General features: G+C 64.7%; 24 protein-coding genes. 12 read left to right on the forward strand and 12 right to left on the reverse strand.

What is annotated here, in order from left to right; translation table 11 throughout:
- Positions 1 to 10 precede the first annotated feature (10 nt).
- Complete coding sequence (locus tag AZKH_RS14675) at positions 11 to 880, reverse strand: Ku protein (protein WP_015436571.1); 870 nt, start codon at positions 878 to 880, stop codon at positions 11 to 13.
- 15 nt (positions 881 to 895) lie between these two features.
- Positions 896 to 3,757: a DNA ligase D gene (gene ligD, locus AZKH_RS14680; RefSeq protein WP_197538726.1), complete on the reverse strand. Its 2,862-nt coding sequence runs from the start codon at positions 3,755 to 3,757 to the stop codon at positions 896 to 898.
- Between ligD and AZKH_RS14685 the strand changes: the two genes are divergently transcribed.
- On the forward strand, positions 3,720 to 4,433 hold the full coding sequence (locus AZKH_RS14685; RefSeq protein WP_015436573.1) for a DUF72 domain-containing protein: 714 nt from the start codon (positions 3,720 to 3,722) through the stop codon (positions 4,431 to 4,433). The two genes, ligD and AZKH_RS14685, sit on opposite strands and share 38 nt — an antisense overlap.
- Before the next feature lie 61 nt (positions 4,434 to 4,494).
- Here the strand turns inward: AZKH_RS14685 and acnB are convergent, their stop codons facing one another.
- Positions 4,495 to 7,092, reverse strand: a complete 2,598-nt coding sequence (gene acnB / locus AZKH_RS14690) for a bifunctional aconitate hydratase 2/2-methylisocitrate dehydratase (protein ID WP_015436574.1) — start codon at positions 7,090 to 7,092, stop codon at positions 4,495 to 4,497.
- Positions 7,093 to 7,405: 313 nt separating this feature from the next.
- Between acnB and AZKH_RS14695 the strand changes: the two genes are divergently transcribed.
- Positions 7,406 to 7,792, forward strand: coding sequence for a YchJ family protein (locus AZKH_RS14695; RefSeq protein WP_015436575.1), 387 nt, complete (start codon positions 7,406 to 7,408; stop codon positions 7,790 to 7,792).
- Between the two features lie 30 nt (positions 7,793 to 7,822).
- Here AZKH_RS14695 and AZKH_RS14700 read toward each other — a convergent pair whose 3' ends face one another.
- A complete protein-coding gene (locus tag AZKH_RS14700; RefSeq protein ID WP_015436576.1) occupies positions 7,823 to 8,041 on the reverse strand; it encodes an RNA-binding S4 domain-containing protein in 219 nt (72 codons plus the stop codon).
- 108 nt (positions 8,042 to 8,149) lie between these two features.
- Between AZKH_RS14700 and AZKH_RS14705 the strand changes: the two genes are divergently transcribed.
- Positions 8,150 to 8,989 (forward strand): DUF4922 domain-containing protein, encoded by an 840-nt coding sequence (locus AZKH_RS14705; RefSeq protein ID WP_015436577.1) that lies wholly within the window; start codon positions 8,150 to 8,152, stop codon positions 8,987 to 8,989.
- A 6-nt stretch (positions 8,990 to 8,995) separates the two neighbouring features.
- On the opposite strand, the gene AZKH_RS14710 is transcribed toward AZKH_RS14705, so the two are convergent.
- The 5 genes from AZKH_RS14710 to AZKH_RS14730 are packed head-to-tail and all read right to left on the reverse strand — an operon-like array spanning position 8,996 to position 12,223.
- Entirely contained in the window at positions 8,996 to 9,349 is a 354-nt protein-coding gene (locus AZKH_RS14710) for a YkgJ family cysteine cluster protein (RefSeq protein WP_015436578.1), read from the reverse strand.
- 11 nt (positions 9,350 to 9,360) lie between these two features.
- Positions 9,361 to 9,732 carry a YkgJ family cysteine cluster protein gene (locus AZKH_RS14715; RefSeq protein ID WP_255345476.1) on the reverse strand — a complete coding sequence of 124 codons (372 nt, stop codon included), beginning with the start codon at positions 9,730 to 9,732 and terminating at the stop codon, positions 9,361 to 9,363.
- A gap of 4 nt (positions 9,733 to 9,736) precedes the next feature.
- On the reverse strand, positions 9,737 to 10,462 hold the full coding sequence (locus tag AZKH_RS14720) for a UPF0149 family protein (protein WP_041657376.1): 726 nt from the start codon (positions 10,460 to 10,462) through the stop codon (positions 9,737 to 9,739).
- A gap of 31 nt (positions 10,463 to 10,493) precedes the next feature.
- Positions 10,494 to 11,198 carry a tRNA (guanosine(46)-N(7))-methyltransferase TrmB gene (locus AZKH_RS14725; RefSeq protein WP_015436581.1) on the reverse strand — a complete coding sequence of 235 codons (705 nt, stop codon included), beginning with the start codon at positions 11,196 to 11,198 and terminating at the stop codon, positions 10,494 to 10,496.
- A gap of 35 nt (positions 11,199 to 11,233) precedes the next feature.
- Positions 11,234 to 12,223 carry a tRNA-dihydrouridine synthase gene (locus tag AZKH_RS14730; protein WP_015436582.1) on the reverse strand — a complete coding sequence of 330 codons (990 nt, stop codon included), beginning with the start codon at positions 12,221 to 12,223 and terminating at the stop codon, positions 11,234 to 11,236.
- A gap of 140 nt (positions 12,224 to 12,363) precedes the next feature.
- Between AZKH_RS14730 and rpmE the strand changes: the two genes are divergently transcribed.
- Together rpmE and AZKH_RS14740 are read left to right on the forward strand one after the other, a co-directional pair.
- Positions 12,364 to 12,582, forward strand: coding sequence for a 50S ribosomal protein L31 (gene rpmE, locus AZKH_RS14735; protein ID WP_015436583.1), 219 nt, complete (start codon positions 12,364 to 12,366; stop codon positions 12,580 to 12,582).
- A gap of 207 nt (positions 12,583 to 12,789) precedes the next feature.
- The gene (locus AZKH_RS14740; RefSeq protein ID WP_041656221.1) at positions 12,790 to 14,457 is read left to right on the forward strand and encodes a glycosyltransferase family 39 protein; all 1,668 of its coding nucleotides are present in this window, start codon (positions 12,790 to 12,792) and stop codon (positions 14,455 to 14,457) included.
- Positions 14,458 to 14,492: 35 nt separating this feature from the next.
- Here AZKH_RS14740 and orn read toward each other — a convergent pair whose 3' ends face one another.
- Entirely contained in the window at positions 14,493 to 15,044 is a 552-nt protein-coding gene (orn, locus tag AZKH_RS14745; protein WP_015436585.1) for an oligoribonuclease, read from the reverse strand.
- A 77-nt stretch (positions 15,045 to 15,121) separates the two neighbouring features.
- Here orn and AZKH_RS14750 point away from each other — a divergent pair, with 77 nt between their 5' ends.
- Together AZKH_RS14750 and rsgA are read left to right on the forward strand one after the other, a co-directional pair.
- A complete protein-coding gene (locus AZKH_RS14750) occupies positions 15,122 to 16,378 on the forward strand; it encodes a M48 family metallopeptidase (protein WP_015436586.1) in 1,257 nt (418 codons plus the stop codon).
- A gap of 52 nt (positions 16,379 to 16,430) precedes the next feature.
- Positions 16,431 to 17,345 carry a ribosome small subunit-dependent GTPase A gene (rsgA, locus tag AZKH_RS14755; protein WP_015436587.1) on the forward strand — a complete coding sequence of 305 codons (915 nt, stop codon included), beginning with the start codon at positions 16,431 to 16,433 and terminating at the stop codon, positions 17,343 to 17,345.
- A 93-nt stretch (positions 17,346 to 17,438) separates the two neighbouring features.
- Here the strand turns inward: rsgA and AZKH_RS14760 are convergent, their stop codons facing one another.
- Entirely contained in the window at positions 17,439 to 18,620 is a 1,182-nt protein-coding gene (locus tag AZKH_RS14760) for an acetyl-CoA C-acyltransferase family protein (RefSeq protein ID WP_015436588.1), read from the reverse strand.
- Positions 18,621 to 18,639: 19 nt separating this feature from the next.
- Positions 18,640 to 19,566, reverse strand: a complete 927-nt coding sequence (locus tag AZKH_RS14765) for a CobD/CbiB family protein (RefSeq protein ID WP_015436589.1) — start codon at positions 19,564 to 19,566, stop codon at positions 18,640 to 18,642.
- Positions 19,567 to 19,780: 214 nt separating this feature from the next.
- Between AZKH_RS14765 and AZKH_RS14770 the strand changes: the two genes are divergently transcribed.
- From AZKH_RS14770 to AZKH_RS14790, 5 genes are all read left to right on the forward strand, one after another.
- The gene (locus AZKH_RS14770; protein WP_015436590.1) at positions 19,781 to 20,566 is read left to right on the forward strand and encodes a class III extradiol ring-cleavage dioxygenase; all 786 of its coding nucleotides are present in this window, start codon (positions 19,781 to 19,783) and stop codon (positions 20,564 to 20,566) included.
- A gap of 78 nt (positions 20,567 to 20,644) precedes the next feature.
- The gene (locus AZKH_RS14775; protein WP_015436591.1) at positions 20,645 to 20,848 is read left to right on the forward strand and encodes a hypothetical protein; all 204 of its coding nucleotides are present in this window, start codon (positions 20,645 to 20,647) and stop codon (positions 20,846 to 20,848) included.
- A 138-nt stretch (positions 20,849 to 20,986) separates the two neighbouring features.
- A complete protein-coding gene (trxC, locus tag AZKH_RS14780) occupies positions 20,987 to 21,427 on the forward strand; it encodes a thioredoxin TrxC (RefSeq protein ID WP_015436592.1) in 441 nt (146 codons plus the stop codon).
- Between the two features lie 108 nt (positions 21,428 to 21,535).
- Positions 21,536 to 21,997 carry a D-aminoacyl-tRNA deacylase gene (gene dtd, locus AZKH_RS14785; protein ID WP_015436593.1) on the forward strand — a complete coding sequence of 154 codons (462 nt, stop codon included), beginning with the start codon at positions 21,536 to 21,538 and terminating at the stop codon, positions 21,995 to 21,997.
- 81 nt (positions 21,998 to 22,078) lie between these two features.
- A complete protein-coding gene (locus AZKH_RS14790; RefSeq protein WP_015436594.1) occupies positions 22,079 to 23,131 on the forward strand; it encodes an HD domain-containing phosphohydrolase in 1,053 nt (350 codons plus the stop codon).
- Positions 23,132 to 23,157 lie beyond the last annotated feature (26 nt).

A 23,157-nucleotide genomic window follows, 5' to 3' on the forward strand; every position in this document is an offset into this window, starting at 1 on the left:
GGAAACCTCGCTATTTCTTGGCCGTCTTGCGCACCGCAGGCTCGGCCGCGGACCGCGCCCGCTTCGGCGGCTTGCGCGCCTCCACCTGCGGCGCGGGCGTCGCGGGAGCCTTCTTCTCCAGGCTCGCGCGCAGCGCTTCCATGAGGTCGATCACCTGGCCGCGACCTTCGCCCTCCTCGGTCAGCGTGATTTCCTGGCCCTCGACCTTCTTCTGCACCGCCGCCTCGATGCGCGCGCGAACCGCGTCGGTATAGGCGTCGGGATCGAAGCGGTCGACCGCCTGCTGATCGATGAGCTGCTCCGCGAGCTTGAGCTCGGCGTCCTTGACTTCCGTGTGCGGGATGTCGAGATCCTTGATCGACCGAACGTCCGAGCCGTAGAGCAGTTGCTGCATGACGAGTCCATCCTCAACCGGCCGGATCATCACCACGTGCTGCTTGCCGTGCGACGCCCAGCGGCCGAGGGCGCAGCGCCCGGACGCGCGCAGCGCCTGAGCAAGCAGCGCGTACGGCTTGGCGCCCCCCTTGTCGGGAGCGAGGTAATAGGCCTTGTCGAAGTACACCGGATCGACGGACTCGATGGGCACGAACTCGCTGATCTCCGCACTGTGCGAGCCCGTCTCCTCGAGCGCCTTCAGCTCGTCGGGACTGAAGGTCACATACTGGTCCTTGGCGAATTCGTAGCCCTTGACGATGTCGTCGCGCGGCACCACCACCTCTTCCTTCAAGCACACATACTGCTGCTTGAGCCGCGATCCGCAGCCCTTGTGCAACATGTTGAACGAGACGGTCTTGCTCGTCTCGGTGGCCGAATAGAGCTTCACGGGGATGGCCACCATTCCGAACGAGATCGTGAGCGATGCGATCGATCGTGCCGCCATGCTTGTCTCCGGGGGTCAGGTTTTGGCGCCGGACAAAGCCCGTTCCAGGCTCAGCTTGCGCTTCAGGGCGTCGTGCCAGCGATCACCCGTCTGTGCCAGGCGCTGCGCGACGTTGGTGATCCTGAAATCGAGCGGGTGCGCGCTGGCCAGCTCGTCCCAAGTAAGCGGCATCGACACCGGTGCGCCGGGCACCCCTCGGGGCGAGTAGGCGACGTTCAGCGTCTTGCCGCGGACGTTCATATTGTAGTCAAGGAAGATCTTGCCGGTCCGCGACCGCACACTCCACTCCATCGTGATGTCCCGCGGATGCAGGCGCAGCAGGTGCCGCCCGACGAGCTCGCACACCTTGCGCGCGGCATCGAAATCGAGGGTGCGCCGGATGGGCACGAAGATGTGTAGCCCGGTCTTGCCCGAGGTCTTGACGATGGCGTCCAGCGCCATACTCTGCAGCAACTCGCGCAGCCAAAAGGCCACCTCCTTGCCCTTCTCGAAGGCGACCGTATTGAGTTCCGGCTCGTCTCCCGGCGCCTCCTTGCCGGAATAGATGTACGGATCGAGGTCGAACACCACGTAGTCGGGGTAGTTCAGCACCGACGCCTCGAGGGTGGCGAGCGAGCCGGCGTAGTCGGTTCCCTGGACCGCCGCATCCGGCCCGAGACGCGCACGCGAATGCCAGACATGCAACTCGATGGTCCCATACTGCGCCAGCCACAGCAGCGTGGCCAGGTTGTTGCAGATGAGCACTTCATGATTCTCGTCCTGATGCCCCGAATACACGTCGAGCATGTCCAAGAATTCCGGCCGCTCCTGCTCCCAGCGCTTCTGGAAAAACCGCTGTCCGAAGATGCCGTCGGGCATGCGAATCAGCGTCAGCGGGCGATCCGCGAGGTGAGGCAGGAGGAAGGGCGAGACTTGCGCGAAGTAGCGCAGCAGGTCGCGCTTGGTCACCGCCGGCTGCTTGAGGGCCTGATCCTCCGGCCAGTAGACGCGATCGAGATGCGTCAGCCGAATCCGGTGCGGACCGACCGCGAGCGAGAAGGCTGTCTTGCTGTTCTCCAGTTGCTGCAGGATGTCCTCGATCTCGCTGTTCCCACCCTCCGCGCTCGCCGACCCGCTGGCGGGCGGCTTATGCGGCACCGCGCCGTGCTTGCTACGGCGTACCGACTTGGGATCGATATCGTCGCGCATACGGAGAAAGATCGGCACACGCAGGCTGCCGTCCGCAGTCCATTCCTGGAACTGCACCTCGACCACCAATTCCGGTCTAACCCAAGTCGTCGGCCCATTCAGCTCCGGCTTCTCCACGAACGGGCACACGTCCGTTCGTAAGCCCTCCAGCCGCGCCCTGACCCGCTCCAGAGTTGCGGCATCGAAGCCGGACCCGACATGCGAGGCATAACGTAGCGCCCCCTCATCCCAGTACCCGAGCAGCAGCGCACCGAGCGGGCCCCGCGAGCCCTTTCCGCGGGTGTAGCCGCCAACCACGAACTCCCCGCTTTGAGTGGCCTTGATCTTGAGCCAGGATGCCGAGCGCCGCCCGGCCTCGTACCGGCTGTCCTTGCGCTTGCCGATGATCCCCTCGAAGCCGCTGGCGAGCGCAGCCCGCTGCAGCGCCTCCCCATCCTCCGCGACATGGACGAGTTGCAGCAGGGGCGAAGGCAGCAGGCATTGCGCGAGGTAGCGGCGACGGTCGCGATAAGGCGCTCCCCGCAGATCGATGCCGGCGAAGTGCAGCAGATCGAAGCAGTAAAAGACCACCGGTGTGCTCCGATCGGCCGCGGCAATATCCCGCTCGGCTTTCAGCTGAAAGCGATTCTGCAGCGCGTTGAACGAGGGCCGGCCGCTCGCATCGAAGGCCACGACCTCGCCGTCCAGGATCATGTCCGCCGCCTGGCCACGCAGCTCGTCGCTCAGCCGAGGGAAAGTGACGGTCAGGTCGAGGCCCCGGCGCGATTGCAGTTTCACCTCCTCCCCGGCGACGAAGGCCAGCACGCGATAGCCATCGAGCTTGGGCTCCCACAGCCAGTCGGGATCGCTAAACGGCGCCTCGCCAGTCTCCGCAAGCATGGGCGACAGCTTCGCGGGCATCGCCTCGTTCCGGCCGGTAGGCGCCAGCGTCGCCGCGGGCACCCGATGGGCCGGCAGGAACTTAAGCTCCTCGACCGCCAACCCGCTAAGCACCGAACGGTTCCTCGCCATGAGGTCCGCCGGTCCCGCGAAGCGGTCCTTGTGCTTGATCAGGAACCAGTTACGCGGCTCCCCGCTACGCACAAGGGCAAAAGAGCCCTTCAGCTTCTCCCCTCGCAGCGTAAAGCTGAGCTTGCCCTTCACAAGCCCCTCACGGATCCGGCGCTGCGCTTCGTCCCGATCATGGAACCAGTACTCCTGCCCCTCGTCGGGCGAATAGACACCGCAGTCCCAAACAATCACCTCCCCGGCGCCGTAATGACCGGGCGGGATGACCCCCTCGAAGGAGGCGTAGTCATAAGGGTGATCCTCGGTCTCGACCGCCAGCCGCTTGTCCGAAGGATCGAGCGACGGTCCCTTGGGAACTGCCCAGGATTTCAGCACTCCATCACATTCGAGCCGGAAGTCGAAGTGCAGCCGCCGGGCCGAGTGCTGCTGGATAACGAAGAGCAATGGCCCGCCCCCAGCCCGCAGCGCCGACGGTGCCGGCTCCGGTGTAGCAGCGAAAGTCCGCTTGGCCGAATACTCGCCGAGCGGGTCCGTCCCGGAAGCGGGCGGTCCCTTCGCCGGTTCTTTCACTTGGCGCGCCCCGCGCGAGAGAGAAGCAGCCTCAACCCGGCGCGGCATGAGGTAAATTCCCGGGAGAGATGCGATGCGATTGTCGACCGGAACGAGCGGCTTTTCGTACAAGGAGTGGCTCGGCTCCTTCTACCCGGAGAAGCTTCCGGCGAACGCGATGCTGCGCTACTACGCCGAGCGCTTCACGACGGTGGAGATCAACAACACCTTCTACCGCATGCCGGCCGAGTCGATGCTCGCGCACTGGGCGGAAGAAGTGCCGCCCGGCTTCTCCTTCACGCTCAAGGCGCCGCGCAGGATCACGCACGAGGAGCGGCTGCACGAGTCCGAAGCGAGCGTGGCCGAATTCCTGCGCCGCGCCGCCGTTCTCGGGGACAAGCTCGGCGTGCTCCTGTTCCAACTGCCGCCGTTTCTTAGAAAGGATCTTCATCGGCTGCGCGATTTCCTGGCGGGATTGCCGTCAGACAAACGCTACGCCTTCGAGTTTCGCCACGCCTCCTGGCAGGACGACGACGTCTACGACGCCCTGCGCTCCCACGGCGCCATGTATTGCGTCACCGACACCGACGAAGGGGAAACGCCCTTTGTATCCACGACGCAGTGCGCATACATCCGCCTGCGGCGAACCCACTACGACGACGGCGACCTGCGCGCCTGGGTCGAGCGCATCGCAGCTCAGCCCCTCGCCCGCGCCTACGTCTACTTCATGCACGAAGACGAAGCCCTCGGCACGCGCTTCGCCCAGCGCCTGGAAGAGCTGTGGCAGGAGGCCGGGGGAACGCGGTAAACGAAAAAAGCCCGCACCAGTGACGGTGCGGGCTTTCGACGTTTAAACGGATGCTTGGGACTTAGACCGTGACGGTCGCGGCCACCTCGCTGAACTCGGCGATCTGGTCGAAGTTCATGTAGCGATAGACCTCCGCAGCCTTGGCATTGACGGCCTGGACCTGCTCCATGTACTCGCCGACCGTCGGAATCTTGCCCATCAGCGCGCACACGGCGGCGAGTTCCGCCGAGCCGAGATATACGCGGGTGTCGATACCGAGGCGGTTCGGGAAGTTACGCGTCGAGGTCGACATTGCGGTCGAGCCCTTGCGGATCTGCGCCTGGTTACCCATGCACAACGAGCAGCCCGGCATTTCCATCCGGGCGCCGGACTTGCCGAGCACCGAGTAGTAGCCTTCCTCGTTGAGGATCATCGCGTCCATCTTGGTCGGCGGGGCGATCCACAGGCGGGTCGGGATGTCCGACTTGCCATCGAGCACCTTGCCGGCCGCGCGGAAGTGGCCGATGTTGGTCATGCACGAGCCGATGAAGACTTCGTCGATCTTGTCGCCGGCAACTTCGGACAGCAGCTTGACGTCGTCCGGGTCGTTCGGGCATGCGACGATCGGTTCCTTGACGTCGGCCAGATCGATCTCGATCACGGCGGCGTATTGGGCGTCGGCGTCGGCCTTCAGCAGTTCCGGCTTGGCGATCCAGGCTTCCATCGCCTTGATGCGGCGGCCCAGCGTGCGGGCGTCCGAGTAGCCGTTCGCGATCATCCACTTCATCAGCGTGATGTTCGAACGCATGTACTCGATGATCGGTTCCTTGTTCAGCTGGATCGCGCAGGCGGCAGCGGAACGCTCGGCAGCGGCGTCGGACAGTTCAAAGGCCTGTTCGACCTTCAGGTCCGGCAGACCTTCGATTTCGAGGATGCGGCCCGAGAAGACGTTCTTCTTGCCCTTCTTCTCGACGGTCAACAGGCCCTGCTTGATCGCGTAGTAGGGGATCGCGTTGACCAGGTCACGCAGCGTGACGCCGTTCTGCAGCTTGCCCTTGAAACGGACCAGCACCGATTCCGGCATGTCGAGCGGCATCACGCCGGTCGCCGCGGCGAAGGCCACGAGGCCAGAGCCGGCCGGGAAGGAGATGCCGATCGGGAAGCGGGTGTGCGAGTCGCCGCCGGTGCCGACGGTATCCGGCAGCAGCAGACGGTTCAGCCACGAGTGGATCACACCGTCGCCCGGACGCAGCGCAACGCCGCCGCGGGTCGAGATGAAGGACGGCAGCTCGCGGTGCATGCGAACGTCGACCAGCTTCGGATAGGCAGCGGTGTGGCAGAAGGACTGCATCACCATGTCGGCCGAGAAGCCGAGGCAGGCCAGATCCTTCAGCTCGTCGCGCGTCATCGGGCCGGTGGTGTCCTGCGAGCCGACGGTGGTCATCTTCGGTTCGCAGTAGGTGCCCGGCAGGATGCCCTTGCCTTCCGGCAGACCGCAGGCACGGCCGACCATCTTCTGCGCGAGCGAGTAGCCCTTGCCGGAGTCGGCCGGGTTCTGCGGCAGGCGGAACAGCGTGCTGGCCGGCAGGCCGAGGAATTCACGCGCCTTGGTGGTCAAGCCACGGCCGATGATCAACGGAATGCGGCCGCCGGCGCGCACTTCGTCGAGGATGACCAAGGTCTTCAGCTGCGACTCGGCGATCACGGCACCGTTCTTCAGCGCGGTAACCTTGCCGGTGGCGCCATCGACCTTCAGCTCGATCTCGTCGCCCATGTCCATCTGGCCGGCGTCGATTTCGATCGGCAGCGCGCCAGCGTCTTCCATGGTGTTGAAGAAGATCGGGGCGATCTTCGAGCCGATGCACACGCCACCGAAGCGCTTGTTCGGCACGAAGGGGATGTCTTCGCCGGTGAACCACAGCACCGAGTTGGTCGCGGACTTGCGCGAGGAGCCCGTGCCGACGACGTCACCGACGTAGGCGATCAGGTTGCCCTTCTTGGCCAGCGCTTCGAGTTGCTTGATCGGGCCACGCTCGCCAGCCTTGTCGGCTTCGATGCCCGGACGCGGGTTCTTCAGCATCGCCAGCGCATGCAGCGGGATGTCGGGACGCGACCAGGCGTCCGGAGCCGGCGACAGGTCGTCGGTGTTGGTCTCACCCGTGACCTTGAACACGGTCAGCTTTTGCGAGGCGGGGACTTCCGGACGCGAGGTGAACCACTCGGCATCGGCCCAGCTCTGCATGACGGCCTTGGCGTTCGCATTACCGCCCTTCGCGAGTTCGGCGACGTCATGGAAGTAGTCGAACACCAGCAGGGTCTTCTTCAGGCCTTCGGCGGCGACGGCGCCGACTTCGGCATCGGCCAGCAGGTCGATCAGCGGCTTGACGTTGTAGCCGCCCAGCATCGTGCCGAGCAGCTCGGTGGCCTTTGCGCGCGAAATCAGCACACAGGCTTCTTCACCCTTGGCGACTTTCGCCAGGAACTCGGCCTTGACCTTGGCGGCATCGTCAACGCCGGCCGGGACGCGGTAGGTGATCAGTTCAACGAGGAAGGCTTCCTCGCCAGCGGGGGGATTCTTCAGCAAGGCAACCAGGTCCTGGGTCTGCTGCTTCGACAGCGGCAGCGGCGGGATGCCGAGGGCGGCGCGCTCGGCGACATGGGCACGGTAGGCTTCAAGCACGGCGAATTCCTTCCTGTATCGTGAGGGTGGACGAGGCGTCCGGTCGGCGATGACCGGACGCGCGTTCGAATTATATGTCTTTTATAAGACTTGCGGTGCAATGCAGCACCGAGCGTTCCTGCGAGCGTGAATTCTACTCCCCGAAACGCTATCCGGCGTGTCCGCAAACGCCGGCCGAATCGATGATTTTCGCAGCAAATGAGGGGAAAGGCGCCAAGCCTTCGCAGGATGCGAATTGATTCCCGACCGCGGTTGACGGCACCATGTACCTGCTAGCGCCAAACGACAGGCGGAAACCCATCGAAGGAACATCATGGCCACCTCCCTCTGCCCCTGCCAATCCGGCAAATGCTTCGCCGACTGCTGCGCCCCGGTACTTGCCGGAGAATTGTCCGCGACGAATGCCGAGACCCTGATGCGCAGCCGCTACACGGCGTTCACGCTTGGCGACGAGGGGTACTTGCTCAGGAGCTGGCATCCCAGCACACGCCCAGGCTCCCTCGATCTCAACGCCGAGCCGCTGCCGAAATGGATCGGACTTCAGGTCCGCCAGCATGTCCAGACCGGCGAGAACTCCGCGATCGTCGAATTCGTCGCCCGCTACCGCGTCGGCGGGCGAGCCCAGCGCCTGCACGAAACGAGCCGCTTCCGCCGTGAAAACGGACAGTGGCTCTATGTCGACGGAGACATCGGCGACTGATTCGCGCAAACCGGCGACGTACGGCCGCCGCTACGCGTCCGGGACCAGCACGATCTCCTCACCGGCAAAACTGACGCGCGCACCCGGCCGCAGCTTCGCCCGCTTGCGCGACTCCACCTTGCCGTCGACGCGAACCTCCCCCGCCTCCACGGCGGCGTGCGCCTGCCCCCCCGTACCCACGAGACCGACCGCCTTCAGCAACTGGTCCAGCTGGATGTATTCGCCGCGCACGGCAAAGGAAACCGCCATTACTTGCTCCCGCAACCGCCGCGACACCGCGCGACGGCATTTGATCGATCAAATGATGTCAGCCTACACTGGCCGCCATCCCTTCTTTCATTATCGCCCGCCCCGGACATGACTGACGATCTGCTGCATCGCATCGACGATACACTTCGCCGCGCGACCGACTCCGGGGCGCTGCAGCCGATTCGCACCGAGCAAACGCATGTCCGGGATGCCGGCTTCGACTTCACCGTACGCTGGGTCTCCACGCTCGCACTGAAGGACGCCGCCCGCGTAAACGAAGCGGTCCGACGCGACCCGACTTTCAATCCCTTTCTCCCGCCCGATCCGCAGCTCACCGTCGGCCCGCTCGGAGAGCGCCACCTCGCCGTACTGAACAAGTTTCCGGTGATCGAGCGCCACTTGCTGATCGTGACGCGCGCCTTCGAAGAACAATGCGCGCCGCTGACCCTTGCCGATTTCGATGCGCTGGCGATAGTGATGCGCAAGCACGGCGGCCTCGGCTTCTACAATGGCGGGCCGGACGCCGGCGCAAGTCAGCGGCACAAGCACCTGCAATGGATTCCGGGAAGCGGTGAAGGCACAAAGCTGGATCCGTTTACCCGCGCACTGCCGACGGGAACCGGCCCGATCGTCCATCCGGCCCTGCCGTGGCGTCAGTGCTTCGTGCGCATCCGGCCGCACTTCGGCGGCGCCGCAATGCTGTCGGCGTTCGAAGCCGGCTGCCGCGCACTCGGCATCGACAGCGCGGCCGATCCCATGCCACCCTATAACTTTCTCGCCACACTCGACTGGATGGTGGTGATTCCGCGCAGCTGCGAACGCCACCACGAAATTTCAGTCAATGCGCTCGGCTTTGCCGGTTCGCTGTTCGTACGGCACCCCGAACAGATCGACACCGTGCGCGACATCGGCCCGCTCAGCCTGCTGACGGCCGTTGCCCAGGCCTGACACGGTTCAGGCTGTAGGCGACAGCGGCTCGAGCGGCGGCAGGCCGATCTGCGCGCGCAACTCGTTGCACTTCGGATTCGGCGCACCGTCTTCGAGGAAGGCCGGGAATTCACGGCACGGCGTCGGACGCTTCTCATAGATCGTGCAGTGCACCTGTCCGCCGGGCTCGCCCGCCAACGCCGTGCATCGACGCGGCACCTCGTTCGAGCCCTTCATGCAGCGCAAATGGTGATTGAGCTTCTCGGTCAGATGGACAGGCACGAATCCGCCGGGGGCATCGTCCGCTTCGGCCCAATAGAACGAGATCCGGAAATGGACGCAGCACATGCCGCATCCCAGGCAGGGATTCGGGTCACTCATCTTTCAGCACGTCACAAAGGCTTCAGCCCGTGCCGCGCCCGCGCTCGATCGCAGGCGTCTTCGCCGATGCCGATCGGCGCGTAGGGGGCAAAATCGCGGCACGGCGACGGCCTGCTGTCGTAAATCGTGCAACGGACCTCGACGCCGATCTCGCCGTCGAGAGCGATGCAGCGGGGCGATGCGGTGTCGGTGCCACGCATGCGCACCAGACGGCGTATCACCGGAACCGTCATCGCATCCGGCACGCCTCCCGGCATCGCGCTCGCGAGTTCCGAACGATGGAAATCCACGCGAAATGCCGCACAGCACGCGCCGCAACGGACGCAGTTGTCGCCGCTCACCGGGGCCCCCGCGACCGTCCCGTGCGAGCTGCCGACAAGCACAGATTCACAGCGCCGCCCCGCAACACTTCTTGTACTTCTTCCCGCTTCCGCACGGACAGGGGTCGTTGCGACCGACTGCCGCGGCCGCCGGCCGCGCGGGTTCGTCGATCGACAGGAGCTCGATCTCGCCTCGACCGACCTCGCGCCACTGCGCGATGATTCCACTGATTCCATCGACCGCAGACTGCAACCACGCGAGCCGCTGCTCCTCGTTGGCTTGCGCCGCGGCCTCGTCCATCCAGGGCGCGATCAGCGCGTCCAGATCGGCGCGCACCTTCTGCACCGTCACCTCGGGGATGCCGGCCTCCCAGTCCGCCGCCCACAGTTCCAGCCCCTGCGCGAAGCCGTCGATCCACTCCTCGCCGATCGCCGGCGAATCGCCCTCGCTCGACGCGTAGCAGAACGGCTCCCAGCCTTCGGGTTCGCCGATCGTCGTCGCCAGTTCGTTGTAATAGCGCCGCACAAGGCGAATCGCGCGCTGCATCTGGCTGCCGGAACCGAAGGACACTTCATCCCCGTGAGCCGACCACACGCACGGCAGCCAATCCTCCGGCTCGATGCGGTCTGGCGAACTCAGCACGGCGGCCAGAAAGCCGTCGAGCATTTCCAGGTTCATGCAGTCCTCGGGCACCACGTCCGAAGTCAGCAGCTCCTCCAGCGCCTCGAAATCCTCGTCATCGAGGATATGAGGATTGGTCTCGTCGTTCATCCCGGAATCTTCGGTCGTCATAGTCTTCTCGTCTTCTTTCATCATGCCAATATCAGCGTGCGCCAACCGGCGCGCCGGTGCAAGCGCCGTCTTCGAGATCGCACACCACACGATAGAGCGTCTGGCCGGAATCGCGATACTTGCGCTCGAACGGCGTCAGCGGCACGGGCGCCTCGAAGGTTTCGACGGCGATCTCGCGGCCGGTCACCAGCCTCAGCGCGAACGCGAACTCCTCGGCATACACCGACCAGTTGCTGCGGCACTCCAGCACCCCGCCCAGCTTCGGAATGAATGGGAAAACCGGGTGCCCGTGCCAGCGTCGCGCCACATGCCCGATCTTCGGCCAGGGGTTCGGATACAGGACATAATGCCTTGCCAGTCGCAGTCCGGCCTCGTGTGCGAGGCGCCAGTAATCGACGAGATCGGCGCGCACGAATACGAGATTGCGCGGCATCAGTGCCTCCGGATAGGGCTTGCGACGGGTCAGACGATCCTCCGACTGATCGACGCCGATCACCCAGTGGTCCGGATACGCCCGTGCGAGCTGGATGGTGCTGTGTCCGACGCCGCAGCCGGCGTCCAGGATCAGCGGCGCGACGCGGTCCCACCCGGCGAGGCTCGCCGCGAAGGCGTCGCGGTTGTAGTCGGCGTAGGGCTTGAGGAACGGCTCCGCGAGATGTCGCAGTACCCGTCGCTCGAGCTGCTCGTGGACGCCGCCCTGGGCGCTTGCGGGAATACGTGAATTTGCGTAGCTCATTGTCCAATCTTCAGTTTGGCTCCCTCGCAGCAAGCCTATGCGGCCAGTGCGACCGCCTCCACCGGTATGCCATATCTTCCGAGGGCCGCATCGATCTCTCCGACCCGGGGCAGTGCGCGGATCTCCTGAAAGAGGCCTTCGGCGCCCGGATGGTTCCGCCGCAAGAGGTTGAGCCACTGTTTCAGGCGACCCGGCGCAAACCGCGGTGCGAGCTTGCGCTGCACGCGCCACCAGAACAAGGCAAGCAAGGGCTTCAGAGCTTCCCACTCGGCTTCGCGATCGGGTTCTCCGGACGGCGTCCCCTCTGCCTTACGACGAATCCGCGTCGCGAGGAATGGGTCGGCGACCGCGCCGCGTCCGAGCATCACGTCCGCGACTCCGCTGACCTCGCGGCAGCGCATCCAGTCGGCCTCGCTCCACACCTCGCCGTTCGCAACGACTGGGATTGAAACCGCATCGGCGACCAGGCCGACCCATTCCCAATGAGCCGGCGGCCGATACCCCTCGGACTTGGTCCTGGCATGGACGATGAGCTCATCGACGCCCCCGGCAGCGAGCGCCCGCGCGCACTCGACGGCCCTGCCCTTGTCCGCAATGCCGAGCCGCATCTTGGCAGTGAACGGCAAGGAGCGCGGGACGACGGCGCGCACGGCGGCTGCGATGTCGTGCAGCAGATCGGGTTCATCCAGAAGCGCCGCGCCGCCGCGATGGCGATTCACGGTGGGCGCCGGACAGCCGAAATTCAGATCGATGCCCGGGGGCGCCAGCGCCAGCAGATGCGCCGCGTTTTCGGCGATGCAGGACGGATCGGAGCCGAGGAGCTGGAGCCGCACCGCAGTGCCGGCCGCCGTGCGTCCGCCGGTGAGCAACTCGGGACACAGGCGGCTGTAGAACCGATGCGGCAAGAGCGTGCCGGATACGCGCATGAATTCGCTGACCGCCCAATCGTAGACGGCCGCGCGCGTCAGAACGTCCCGCAGGACATCGTCGAGCAAGCCCTCCATCGGCGCGAGAATCAGGCGCAACAGCTACTCCCGGCAAAAGGGGTCGATTGTAAGGGTAATTGACAGCGCCCGCACTTGCCTTCCGGGTGGTCATAGTCGATAATTGCATGTTCTCACCCCTGGGCGGCCACATTCACCGCCCGCTTGTAAAAGGAATGACCATGAAAGCGGATATCCATCCCAATTACAAAGAAGTGGAAGTGACCTGCTCCTGCGGCAACACCTTCACGACCCGCTCGACGCTTGGCAAGCCCGCCCTGCACGTCGAAGTGTGCGCTTCGTGCCATCCTTTCTGGACTGGCAAGCAGAAGATCGTCGACACCGCCGGCCGTGTCGAGCGCTTCCGCCAGAAGTACGGCAACGTCCAGCGCGCCAGCTAAGACTGCGCACTGCTATCGCAAAAAGGCAGCTTCGGCTGCCTTTTTTGTTCCCTGCGGTTGTTCCGCGCTCTCGCCGCGCCAGCTCGCTGATTTTGACGGCGGCGAGGCTGTTTGCGCGACGCAACAACGGCGCCCGGCAGTCTCTTTGCCGGCTAGAATTCGCTCCTGACGATCGCTCCTGCTTGCCCTTGCGCGTGGGCAAATGACATGACTGGTGAAAACCGAACCCCTTCGCCGTTGCAACGCCACATTTTCGGACCGGCCGGACTCGCGCTGCTGATCGGCCTGTACCTACTCACCGGCCTGATCGGACACGATCCCTGGCGCGGCGACGATGCACGCTATTTCGGCCCCATCTTCGAGATGCTGCGGGGCGAGCACCTGCTGTTCCCGTCGATCGGCGGGCAGCCGTCAACGGACTTCCCCCCGCTCTACTATTGGACCGGCGCCCTTCTCGCACGCCTGGCCTCGCCCTTCCTTCCGCTTCACGACGGCGCACGCCTCGCCACCACGCTCTACACAGCCTTGGCGATCTTCTGGATCGCCCGGGCCGCGGCACGGCTATATGGACGCCAGACCCGCACTCCTGCCGCGCTGCTGACGCTCGGCACCTTGGGACTCGTGCTGCACGCCCATGAAACCCAGCCGATGATCGCACTGATGTCGATGCAGGCGATGACGCTCGCAGGCCTTTCGCTCGTCCCCGCCCGACCGGCACTGGGCAGCCTTCAGGCCGGCGCGGGCGCGACGCTCGCCTTCCTCGCCGGCGGCGCACCCGGTGTCATCCTGACGATCCCGCTGTTCCTCATCGTCGTGACGGCGAGCCCGGAGTGCCGCAACCCTCGCGCGAGCGGCGGTCTCATCCTTGGCCTGAGCATCGCCATCGTCACCTCGGCCCTGTGGCCGCTGCTGCTTCATTATCAGACTCAGGAACTCCTCGAGCTCTGGTGGCGCAATGAATGGCTGGATCTATTGTCCGATCCGCTGGGCGCCGCCGACATCGGTCGCTTCACCAAGGCTTTCAGTTGGTTTGCCTGGCCGCTGTGGCCGCTTGCCCTGTGGTCGCTGTGGCGCATGCGTCGACGGCTGCTGAGCATCCCCACACTCCTGCCGATCTGCGAACTCGCACTCGTCCTGCTGTGGATCGTCCTGAACGGCAACGTCAGCCCGACGGCATTGCTCCCCCTGATTCCGCCGCTGGCGTTGCTTGCGGCGGGCGGGATCCCGAGTCTGCGTAGAGGTGCCGCGAACGCGTTCGACTGGTTCGCCGTGATGACCTTCGGCGTCTTCGCGATCCTCGCGTGGATTGCCTGGAGTGCGCAGGTGTTTGCCTGGCCACCCGGGCTCGCGCGCCACCTGACGCGGGTCGCCCCCGATTTCACGCTCCGCGATCCGTCGGTGACTGCGCTCGCAGGCGGCGCGATTACCCTGCTGTGGATCCTCATCGTCTGGCGGCTGCCCCGCTCGATCGATCGCGCCCCGGCAAACTGGGCCATCGGCATGACGATGCTGTGGTGCCTGACGATTGCCCTGCTCAAGCCTTGGTTCGAGCACGACCGCAGCTACCGCCCGCTCGCCAACTCGCTGGCGATCGCGCTGGCCGGCGAGCGCACCAGCTGCGTCGCCGGTCTGAACGTGACGCCGAGTCAGCGGGCCTCGTTGCACTACTTCGCGAACATCGAGATCGAAAAAGTGACCGGCAATACGACACCCTGCAGCTTCCTGCTGGTCGTCGACGATCACCCCTCCAACGGCGTCCGACCGACGGCCGAATGGCAGCAGATCTGGGAATTCAGGCGCGGCGGAGGCAAGCAACTCGAGACCTTCCGCCTCTACCGACGCGAAAGAGACGCCGGCATTTCACATCTTGAATGACGCGGGCCGGCGCTACCGGCCCGCGCGCCTATCGATCAGCCCTGCAGGCGCAGGAAATTGTCCCGGTAGTGGCGCAGTTCGTTGATCGATTCGTAGATGTCGGACAGCGCTTCATGCTTGCCCGCCTTCTTGACCCCCTGGTAGACCTCGGGTCGCCAACGGCGGGCCAGCTCCTTCAGCGTCGAGACGTCGAGGTTGCGATAGTGGAACCAGGCCTCGAGCTGCGGCATGTAGCGGGCCATGAAGCGCCGATCCTGGCAGACCGAATTGCCACACATCGGCGAAGTGCGTGAAGGCACGTATTCTTGCAGGAATGCCAGCATCCGCGCCTCGACCTCCGCCTCGCCGAGGATCGAGGTCCGCACGCGCTCGGTCAACCCCGACTTGCCGTGGGTATTCTTGTTCCAGTCGTCCATGCCGTCGAGCACGGCATCGGGCTGGTGCACGGCCAGCACCTGCGCTTCGGCCACCGTGTTGAGCTGCGAATCGGTGATGACGATCGCAACTTCGATGATGCGGTCGCGATCCGGCTCGAGCCCGGTCATCTCCATGTCCAGCCAGATGAGGTGATTCTGATCCTGTGCCATAATCCTTCGATCCGCTCAAGCAAAGGCGCGATTGTGGCACAGATGGCCATGCCGACGCGCTCCCCCAGATCCCGCTGATGTCCCCCCAAGCCTTCTCGACTCTCTTCCTCTTCGCCGTCGCCGTGACGCTCCTGGTCAAGCTGACCCTGATGGTCCGCCAGTTCCGTCATGTGCGAGCCCATCGCGACCACGTCCCATCCCCGTTTGCCGAGACGATCAGCGCCGACGCGCACCGGAAGGCGGCGGATTACACTTGCGCCCGCATGCAGCTCGCGATGATCGACGTTCTTACCGGAGCCCTCTTCGCCGTCGCGCTAACCTGCGGCGGCCTGCTCCTCGCGATCCATCAAGGCCTGGGCAAACTGTTGGAAGCCGGCAGCCTCGCTCATGGCGTCGCGCTGCTGGCAGCCTTGGGGATACTCAGCTGGCTGGTCGAACTGCCGTTCTCGCTCTACCGCACGTTCGTCATCGAAAAGCGCTTCGGGTTCAATCGCATGACAGCTGCGCTATACGCCGCAGATGTAGCCCGTGAAGCGGCCCTTGCCGCAATCATCGGGCTGCCCGTGCTGGCCGCCGTGCTGTGGCTGATGCGCGCAACGGGGGCGAACTGGTGGCTCTGGGTGTGGCTCTTCTGGCTGGGCTTCAATCTGCTCGCACTGTTCGTCTGGCCGACCTTCATCGCCCCGCTCTTCAACAAGTTCACGCCGCTCGCCGACGAAGCACTGAAGACCCGGGTCGAGAACCTGCTCGCGCGCTGCGGCTTCCGCTCCCGCGGACTCTTCGTGATGGACGGCTCGCGCCGCTCCGCACACGGCAATGCCTACTTCACGGGCTTCGGCGCCGCGAAACGGATCGTGTTCTTCGATACCCTCCTCGACAAGCTCAGCGTGGAGGAAGTGGAAGCGGTGCTGGCCCACGAGCTCGGGCATTTCCACCACCGGCACATCTGGAAGCGGCTCGCCGCGCTCGCGGCAATGAGCCTTTCGATGCTCTGGCTGCTCGGCTGGCTGATGACCCAGCCCTGGTTCTTCGCCGGCCTCGGGGTCGCTCCGGACGCCGCCGATACCGCGACGGCGCTGGCACTCTTTGCCATCGCGCTGCCCTTTTTCACCTTCCCGGTCGGACCGCTGATGAGCCACTGGTCCCGCGTACACGAATTCCAGGCCGACGCCTATGCGGCACGCCAGACGCGCGCCGACGACCTCGCCCACGCGCTCGTCAAGCTCTACCGCGACAACGCGTCGACGCTGACCCCGGATCCGCTGTATTCGCAGTTCTTCGACTCCCACCCACCCGCCGCGCTGCGCCTCGCACGTCTGCTGCAGAACCATTGAAATCCATCCATCCGTGACTCGCCCCCATTCCGGCCACAAAAGTGACGTAACCTTGAATGGGGTCATCACAGCCGCATTCGGTCGCCAATACGAAGTCGAAGTCGCCGTCGGCGACAGCATCGCGGCAAAATCGGACCAGCCCGCAAGACTGCAGTGCTACCCGCGCGGCAAGAAGAGTGTGTTTGCCTGCGGCGACGAAGTGGAAATCGTCGCGAACGGCAAAGACCAAGGGGTCATTACACGACTCTGCGAACGCCAGAACCTGCTCTGGCGCTCGGACGCATTCCGCGAGAAGCTGATCGCGGCCAACCTGACCCAGATCGTGATCGTCACGGCGACCGAGCCGGACTTTTCCGATCTGCTCATTTCGCGCTGCGTTGCGGCAGCGGAGAGCCAGCACATCAAGGTGCTGATCGCCCTGAACAAGGCGGACCTCACCGGCCTGCTACCGGCCGCCCGCCGACGGCTCGAAACCTATTCGCGCCTGGGCTATCGCGTGATCGAACTCAGTGCGCGTGGAGGCGCCGGCGAATTGCGCCCCTTTTTGGCCGGGGAGCGGAGCATCTTCGTCGGACAGTCCGGCATGGGCAAGTCGACGCTCACGAATGCGCTGATCCCGGAAGCCCAGGCGGCGACGCGCGAGATCTCGGAAGCGTTGAACAGCGGCAAACACACGACGACCTTCGCCCGCCTCTATCGGCTCGACGGCGGCTGGCTGATCGACAGTCCCGGCCTGCAAGCCTTCGGGCTTGCACATCTGAAGCCCGACGAGTTGCTCGCGGGCTTCGTCGAATTCCACGATCACCTCGGAAAATGTCGCTTCCGCGACTGTATGCACGAAGCAGAGCCGGGCTGCGCCCTGCGCGCCGCCGTCGAGAGTGGCGCGATCGATGCGCGCCGATTCGAGCATTTCCGGCTGATCCGTGAGGAAATCCGCGCCGCGAAACGGGCGCAACAGGGCTGGTAGCGGCAGCCCTCAAAGACACCCGACGACATCGGCCGGCAAGGGACGAAAAAAAACCCGCCGAAGCGGGTTTTTCCATTGGGTGCGCGCAAAGGATCAGACGCGTTCCCAGATCGTCGTGATGCCCTGGCCGCCGCCGATACACATCGTGGCCATACCGTAACGGCCGTTGGTGCGGATCAGCTCGTGCAGCAGCTTGGTGATGATCACGCCGCCAGTGGCACCGACCGGGTGACCCAGGGCGATCGCGCCGCCGTTCGGGTTGGTCTTCTTCGGATCGAGCTCCAGACCCTTGCACACGGCGATCGACTGCGCGGCGAAGGCTTCGTTCGACTCGATCACGTCGATCTTGTCGAGCGACAGACCGGCGCGCTGCAGCGCGAGCTTCGAGGCCGGGATCGGGCCTTCGCCCATCAGGTCATTGGGCACACCGGCGATCGCGTACGACACCAGGCGGGCGATCGGCTTGTGACCACCGGCTGCGGCCTTGGCGGCGTCGGCCAGCACCAGGAACGCTGCCGCGTCGTTGATGCCCGAGGCGTTGCCGGCGGTGACCGAACCGTCCTTCTTGAACGCCGGCTTCATCTTCGCCAGCGCTTCCATCGTGGTCGCACGCGGATGCTCGTCCGTGTCGAACACGACCGGGCCCTTGCGGGTTTCGAGGGTGATCGGGGCGATCTGGTCCTTGAAATGGCCGGCAGCAATGGCTGCAGCAGCGCGGTTTTGCGATTCGAGCGCGAAGGCGTCCTGCTCTTCGCGGCTGATGCTCCACTTGGAGGCGAGATTCTCAGCCGTGACGCCCATGTGGCCGACGCCGAACGGGTCGGTCAGCACCGCGACCATTGCGTCGATGGCCTTAGCGTCACCCATACGGGCACCGTTGCGCAGCGCGGGCAGCAGGTAGGCGCCACGCGACATCACTTCGACACCGCCGCCGATCGCGAAATCGGCGTCGCCGAGCAGGATGGCCTGGGCCGAGTTGACGATCGCCTGTTGGGCGGAGCCGCACAGACGGTTGACGGCGAAGGCCACGGAATCCATCGACATGCCGCCCTGGATCGTCGCCACGCGGGCAACGTAGGGGTAGCGCGATTCGGTCGGGATGCAGTTGCCGACGGCGGCGAAGCTGATCTGCTTCCCGTCGACGCCGGCACGGGCGATCGCTTCCTTGACAACCATACCGCCCAGCTCAGCGGGTTCGAGATCCTTCAGCGAGCCGCCGAATCCGCCGACTGCGGAACGGACTGCGCTCAATACCACTACTTCACGATTCGCCATCTGTGCTCCCTCCTGGAAATTAAGCACCGACCCAGCTGGCGATCACCAGCAGGGCCAGCATCATCAGGCAAAGCAGCAGTGCGCGCCAGACGAGGCCCACCGTGCTTTGCATGTAATCGGCGTCGGCTTCCTCGCCGACACCCATTTCTGGTCGCTCAACGATCTCACCGGATTCGTGGACCGGCATGCCGAGACGCACCCCCAGGGCTCCACCGCCCGCAGCAATCAATATACCGGACGCCCTGTCTGCCCAAAGCATCGACTGCGTGCGCCAGCAGAACACCGCATCCTCGAAGTCGCCGACCACCGAAAAGGACGCAGCAGTCAGGCGCGCGGGCAGCCAGTCGATGATTTCGAAGGCCTTTTTCGCGAAGCGCCCGAATTCGCCGAACTCCACATCGCGGCGTTCGCCCCAGGCCTCGCCCAGAAAGCGTACCGCACGATACAGCACGGCGCCGCTGGGGCCGGGCATCAGGATGAACCAGAAGACGACCCCGAAGACGTTGCGGTGTGCTGCAACCAGGGCCTGCTCGATCGCAAGGCGGGCGACTTCGCCGGAACTCGCACCGTAGTATTGACCGCCCCGCCACTCGGCGAGCAGCGCGCGGGCGCGGTCGAGCTCGCCCATGCGCAGCGCAAGATGAATATCGGTGAAGAAGTGGCTTTCCTGGCGGAAACCCATCGTCAGGTACAGCACGGCGATATTGAATGCGAAGGCGACCAGCGGATGGACGAGCCACAGCAAGAAATACGCGAGCGCGCTGAGCACGACGAGCGGGATCACGACGAGCGCCCACGCGACCAGGCCATTGCGCGCCTGGCCATCGTTGAACCGCTCGACGAGTGAGGTGGAAAGCCGCGAAAGGGGATCCAGGACGATCTGCCTCACGGGCAGCGGACGGACCTGCTCGAGCAGCAGTGCAACGATCAGCGAGAAAAGCGTCATGCGAATTGCGTGTGGGGTGAAATGGCGCAAGGCCCAGTGTTTTCCGGCCAAGATACCATAAAACCTTGGCAACTTTGTGCATTGCGGAATATGCCGTTACCGAATACTGGGAATGCGGTAGCGACGCGGGCAGGTTCTTTGTTGCTGCCGTCAGAACAGTGTATGCAGTATTCGGCGGTTTTTCGACGCGGTTTGAAGCCATAGACTGACGCTCATGACCACGCTGCCTACTCTCTTCATTTCGCACGGCGCCCCCACCTTTGCCCTCGCGCCCGGTCTCGCCGGCGAGGCGCTCGCCGAACTCGGCCGCGAACTGCCACGGCCCGAAGCCATCCTCGTGCTGTCACCACACTGGATGACGCCGAACCTGCTTGTGACGACGAACGATCGGCCTGAGACGATCCACGACTTCGGAGGTTTTCCGGCGCCGCTCTATGAACTGAAGTATCCCGCTCCCGGCGCGTCGGGGCTTGCCGCACGGACGATCGCGCTACTGGAGCGAGCGAGTCTGCATGCAGCCCCCGAAGCGCGACGCGGCCTGGATCACGGAGCGTGGGTGCCGCTGATGCACCTGTACCCGGAGGCGGACATTCCGGTGATGCAGCTCTCGATGCCCTTCCGGCAGCCGCCGGCCTTCTTCCTTGAACTGGGCCGCGCGCTGGCTCCGTTGCGAAACGAAGGCGTGCTCATCGTCGGATCCGGCAGCATCACGCACAACCTTTACGAATTCTCAGGAGATGGGCGCCCGACGGAATCGTATGTCGACGCGTTCCGCGGCTGGATCGCGGAAACCCTCGCCGCGGATGACCTTGCCGCGCTGCTCGATTACCGTGTGCGCGCCCCCTTTGCCGAGCGTGCGCATCCGACCGACGAACATCTGCTGCCGCTGATGTTTGCGCGGGCTGCGGCCGGCGACAGCGCGACAGTAGCCAGGATCGCCGCCGAGGACGTGCGTTACGGCATCCTCGGAATGGATGCATATGTCTTCGGAAAAGACTGAAGTCATGCCTTATTTCCTTGCGGGCTGCGGTAGCGGGGGTCTTTAATCCCGCATACGCACAGAATGGGAGGGCCGCAAATGGATCGCTTGCTCGTCGTCGCAGGTCGCGCGCTAGGAATCATCGGGCTGCTCATGTGCCTGGCAGCGGGTCTGTACCGTCTCACCGGGCATTACCACCTTGGCGGTTTTCAGCTGGTGACGCTGCTTCAGGCAGGCGTCGCGGGCCTGGTCGGAGGGTCCTTCCTGATCCTGTGGGGCCTCTCCGCGAAAACCGGCTCCTGAAATGCTCGGGGGCGCCTGCCCCCTGCCTTGATATTTGCCGTGACCGCCCAGACATCGCATGTGGTACGGGCGGCGACGCACGCCTATCGCGGAGCCGCCCGTATCGTTCATGCCGTCGTCACGCGACCGGAGAAATCAATGAGTACCGATAACCTGACCCTTCCCTGCCCCCACTGCCATACCCTGAACCGTGTCCCGTCGGGGCGGCTGTCGGACGGCCCGACCTGCGGCAAGTGCCACGAATCGCTGTTCACAGCCCATCCGCTCCCGCTCGACGACCGGCTCTTCGATATCCACGCGAGCCGGAGCGACTTGCCCTTGCTCGTCGATTTCTGGGCCCCCTGGTGCGGCCCGTGTCAGACAATGGCACCGGCCTTCGAAGCGGCGGCCGCCACCCTCGAACCCACGATGCGCCTCGGAAAGGTCAATACCGACGAGCAACAAGGCTTGGCAGCGCGCTTCGGTATCCGCAGCATTCCAACCTTGATTCTGTTCCGGGGCGGCCGGGAGGTGGCGCGGCAATCGGGCGCAATGGGAACGGCCGCGGCGATCGTGCAGTGGGCGCGCGCTCACGCGTGAACGGTCCCTCCGAAGCCAGAAGACGATCCGCTATTGCCGTCGACATGGCAGGCGCGTAAGGTTGCGCGCCGGGCATCACGCTCTGCTCATGTGGGAGAACCGAAGGCAATGTTGGCGGTATTGCAGCGCGTCGCAGAGGCGCGTGTCGAGGTCGAAGGGAAGGTCATCGGCGAGATCGACGCCGGACTGCTGGTTCTGGTGTGCGCGGAGCGCGGCGACGGCGTTGCCGAAGCCGACCGGCTGCTCGCAAAGATCCTGAAACTCCGAATCTTTTCCGACGAAGCCGGAAAGATGAACCGCTCGGTGCAGGATGTGGGCGGCGCCTTGCTGGTAGTGAGCCAATTCACGCTCGCCGCGGACACCTCGGGCGGGAACCGGCCGAGTTTCACCGGAGCGGCCGCCCCCGAAGACGGACGAGCGCTTTACGAATATTTTGTCGAGCGGGCACGCAAAACACACCCGCATGTGCAAACCGGGGAGTTTGCGGCAGTCATGCAGGTGCATCTCGTCAATGACGGGCCGGTGACGATTCCGCTGCGGATGACGCCGACACCCGCCATTTCAGCCTGATCGTGAGCCATTCCGCGCGGCGAATACCGGCCGCTGCGTTAAGGTGAAACACATGAGGAGCTTGTCCGGAGGATTCTTCCCATGAGCGTCGTCATCGTCGACGACACGCCCACCACGCTTGAGCTGATGCGCGCGTTCGTGCTCCGCCTCGAAGGCCGCGAGCCGGTGACGTTCACCGACCCGGGCTCGGGGTTGGCCTGGTGCCTCGAAAACGATCCGGACCTGATCATCGTCGATTACATGATGCCGAACATCGACGGCCTTGAATTCATACGCCAGATCCGCCGCGAACCTCGTCACGACAGCTTGCCGATCCTGATGGTGACCGCGGACCACGAGAAGAGCATCCGCTACGCGGCCTTGAACGAGGGCGCGACGGACTTTCTCAACAAGCCGGTCGACCGCATGGAGTTCCTCGCCCGCGCGAAGAACATGCTCGCCTTGCGCCGCAGCCAGCAGGCGCTCGCGGATCGCGCGAGCTCGCTGGCCGAAGCCGTGAAGCGCGCCGTGGAGGAGATCCACGACCGAGAACACGAGACGATCGTTCGGCTGGCCCGCGCGGCCGAATGCCGCGACCCGGAAACCGGGGCGCACATCCTTCGCATGGCGCATTACGCGCAGCTCATCGCCGGACGCATGGGTCTGCCGCCGGACTTCCAGGAGATGCTGCTGCGTGCCGCGCCGATGCACGACGTGGGCAAGCTCGGAACGCCCGACCACATCCTGCTGAAGCCGGGCCGCCATACGCCTGAGGAATTCGAGGTGATGAAGCAGCACACGTTGATCGGCTACGAGATCCTCAGGGAAAGCAGTTCGCCGGCGGTGCAGTTGGCAGCCTCGATCGCCCTTCACCACCATGAGAAATTTGACGGCACCGGGTATCCACGCCGCCTGGCCGGGAACGAGATTCCGATCGAGGGCCGGATCGTCGCCGTGGCCGACGTGTTCGACGCACTGACTTCGGAGCGCCCGTATAAGAAGGCCTGGACCTTCGAGGCGGCTCGCGCTTATCTTCGCGAAAACCGCGGCAAGCATTTCGACCCGAGCTGCGTCGACGCTTTCCTCGCATTGTGGGAACGGGTGATCGAGATCAACCGGCGATTCCGCGATGAAGAGGATGCCGTTTCCACGTGACAGTCTGATCCGAGGAATGATAGACC

Source organism: Azoarcus sp. KH32C (assembly GCF_000349945.1).
Classification (GTDB): domain Bacteria; phylum Pseudomonadota; class Gammaproteobacteria; order Burkholderiales; family Rhodocyclaceae; genus Aromatoleum.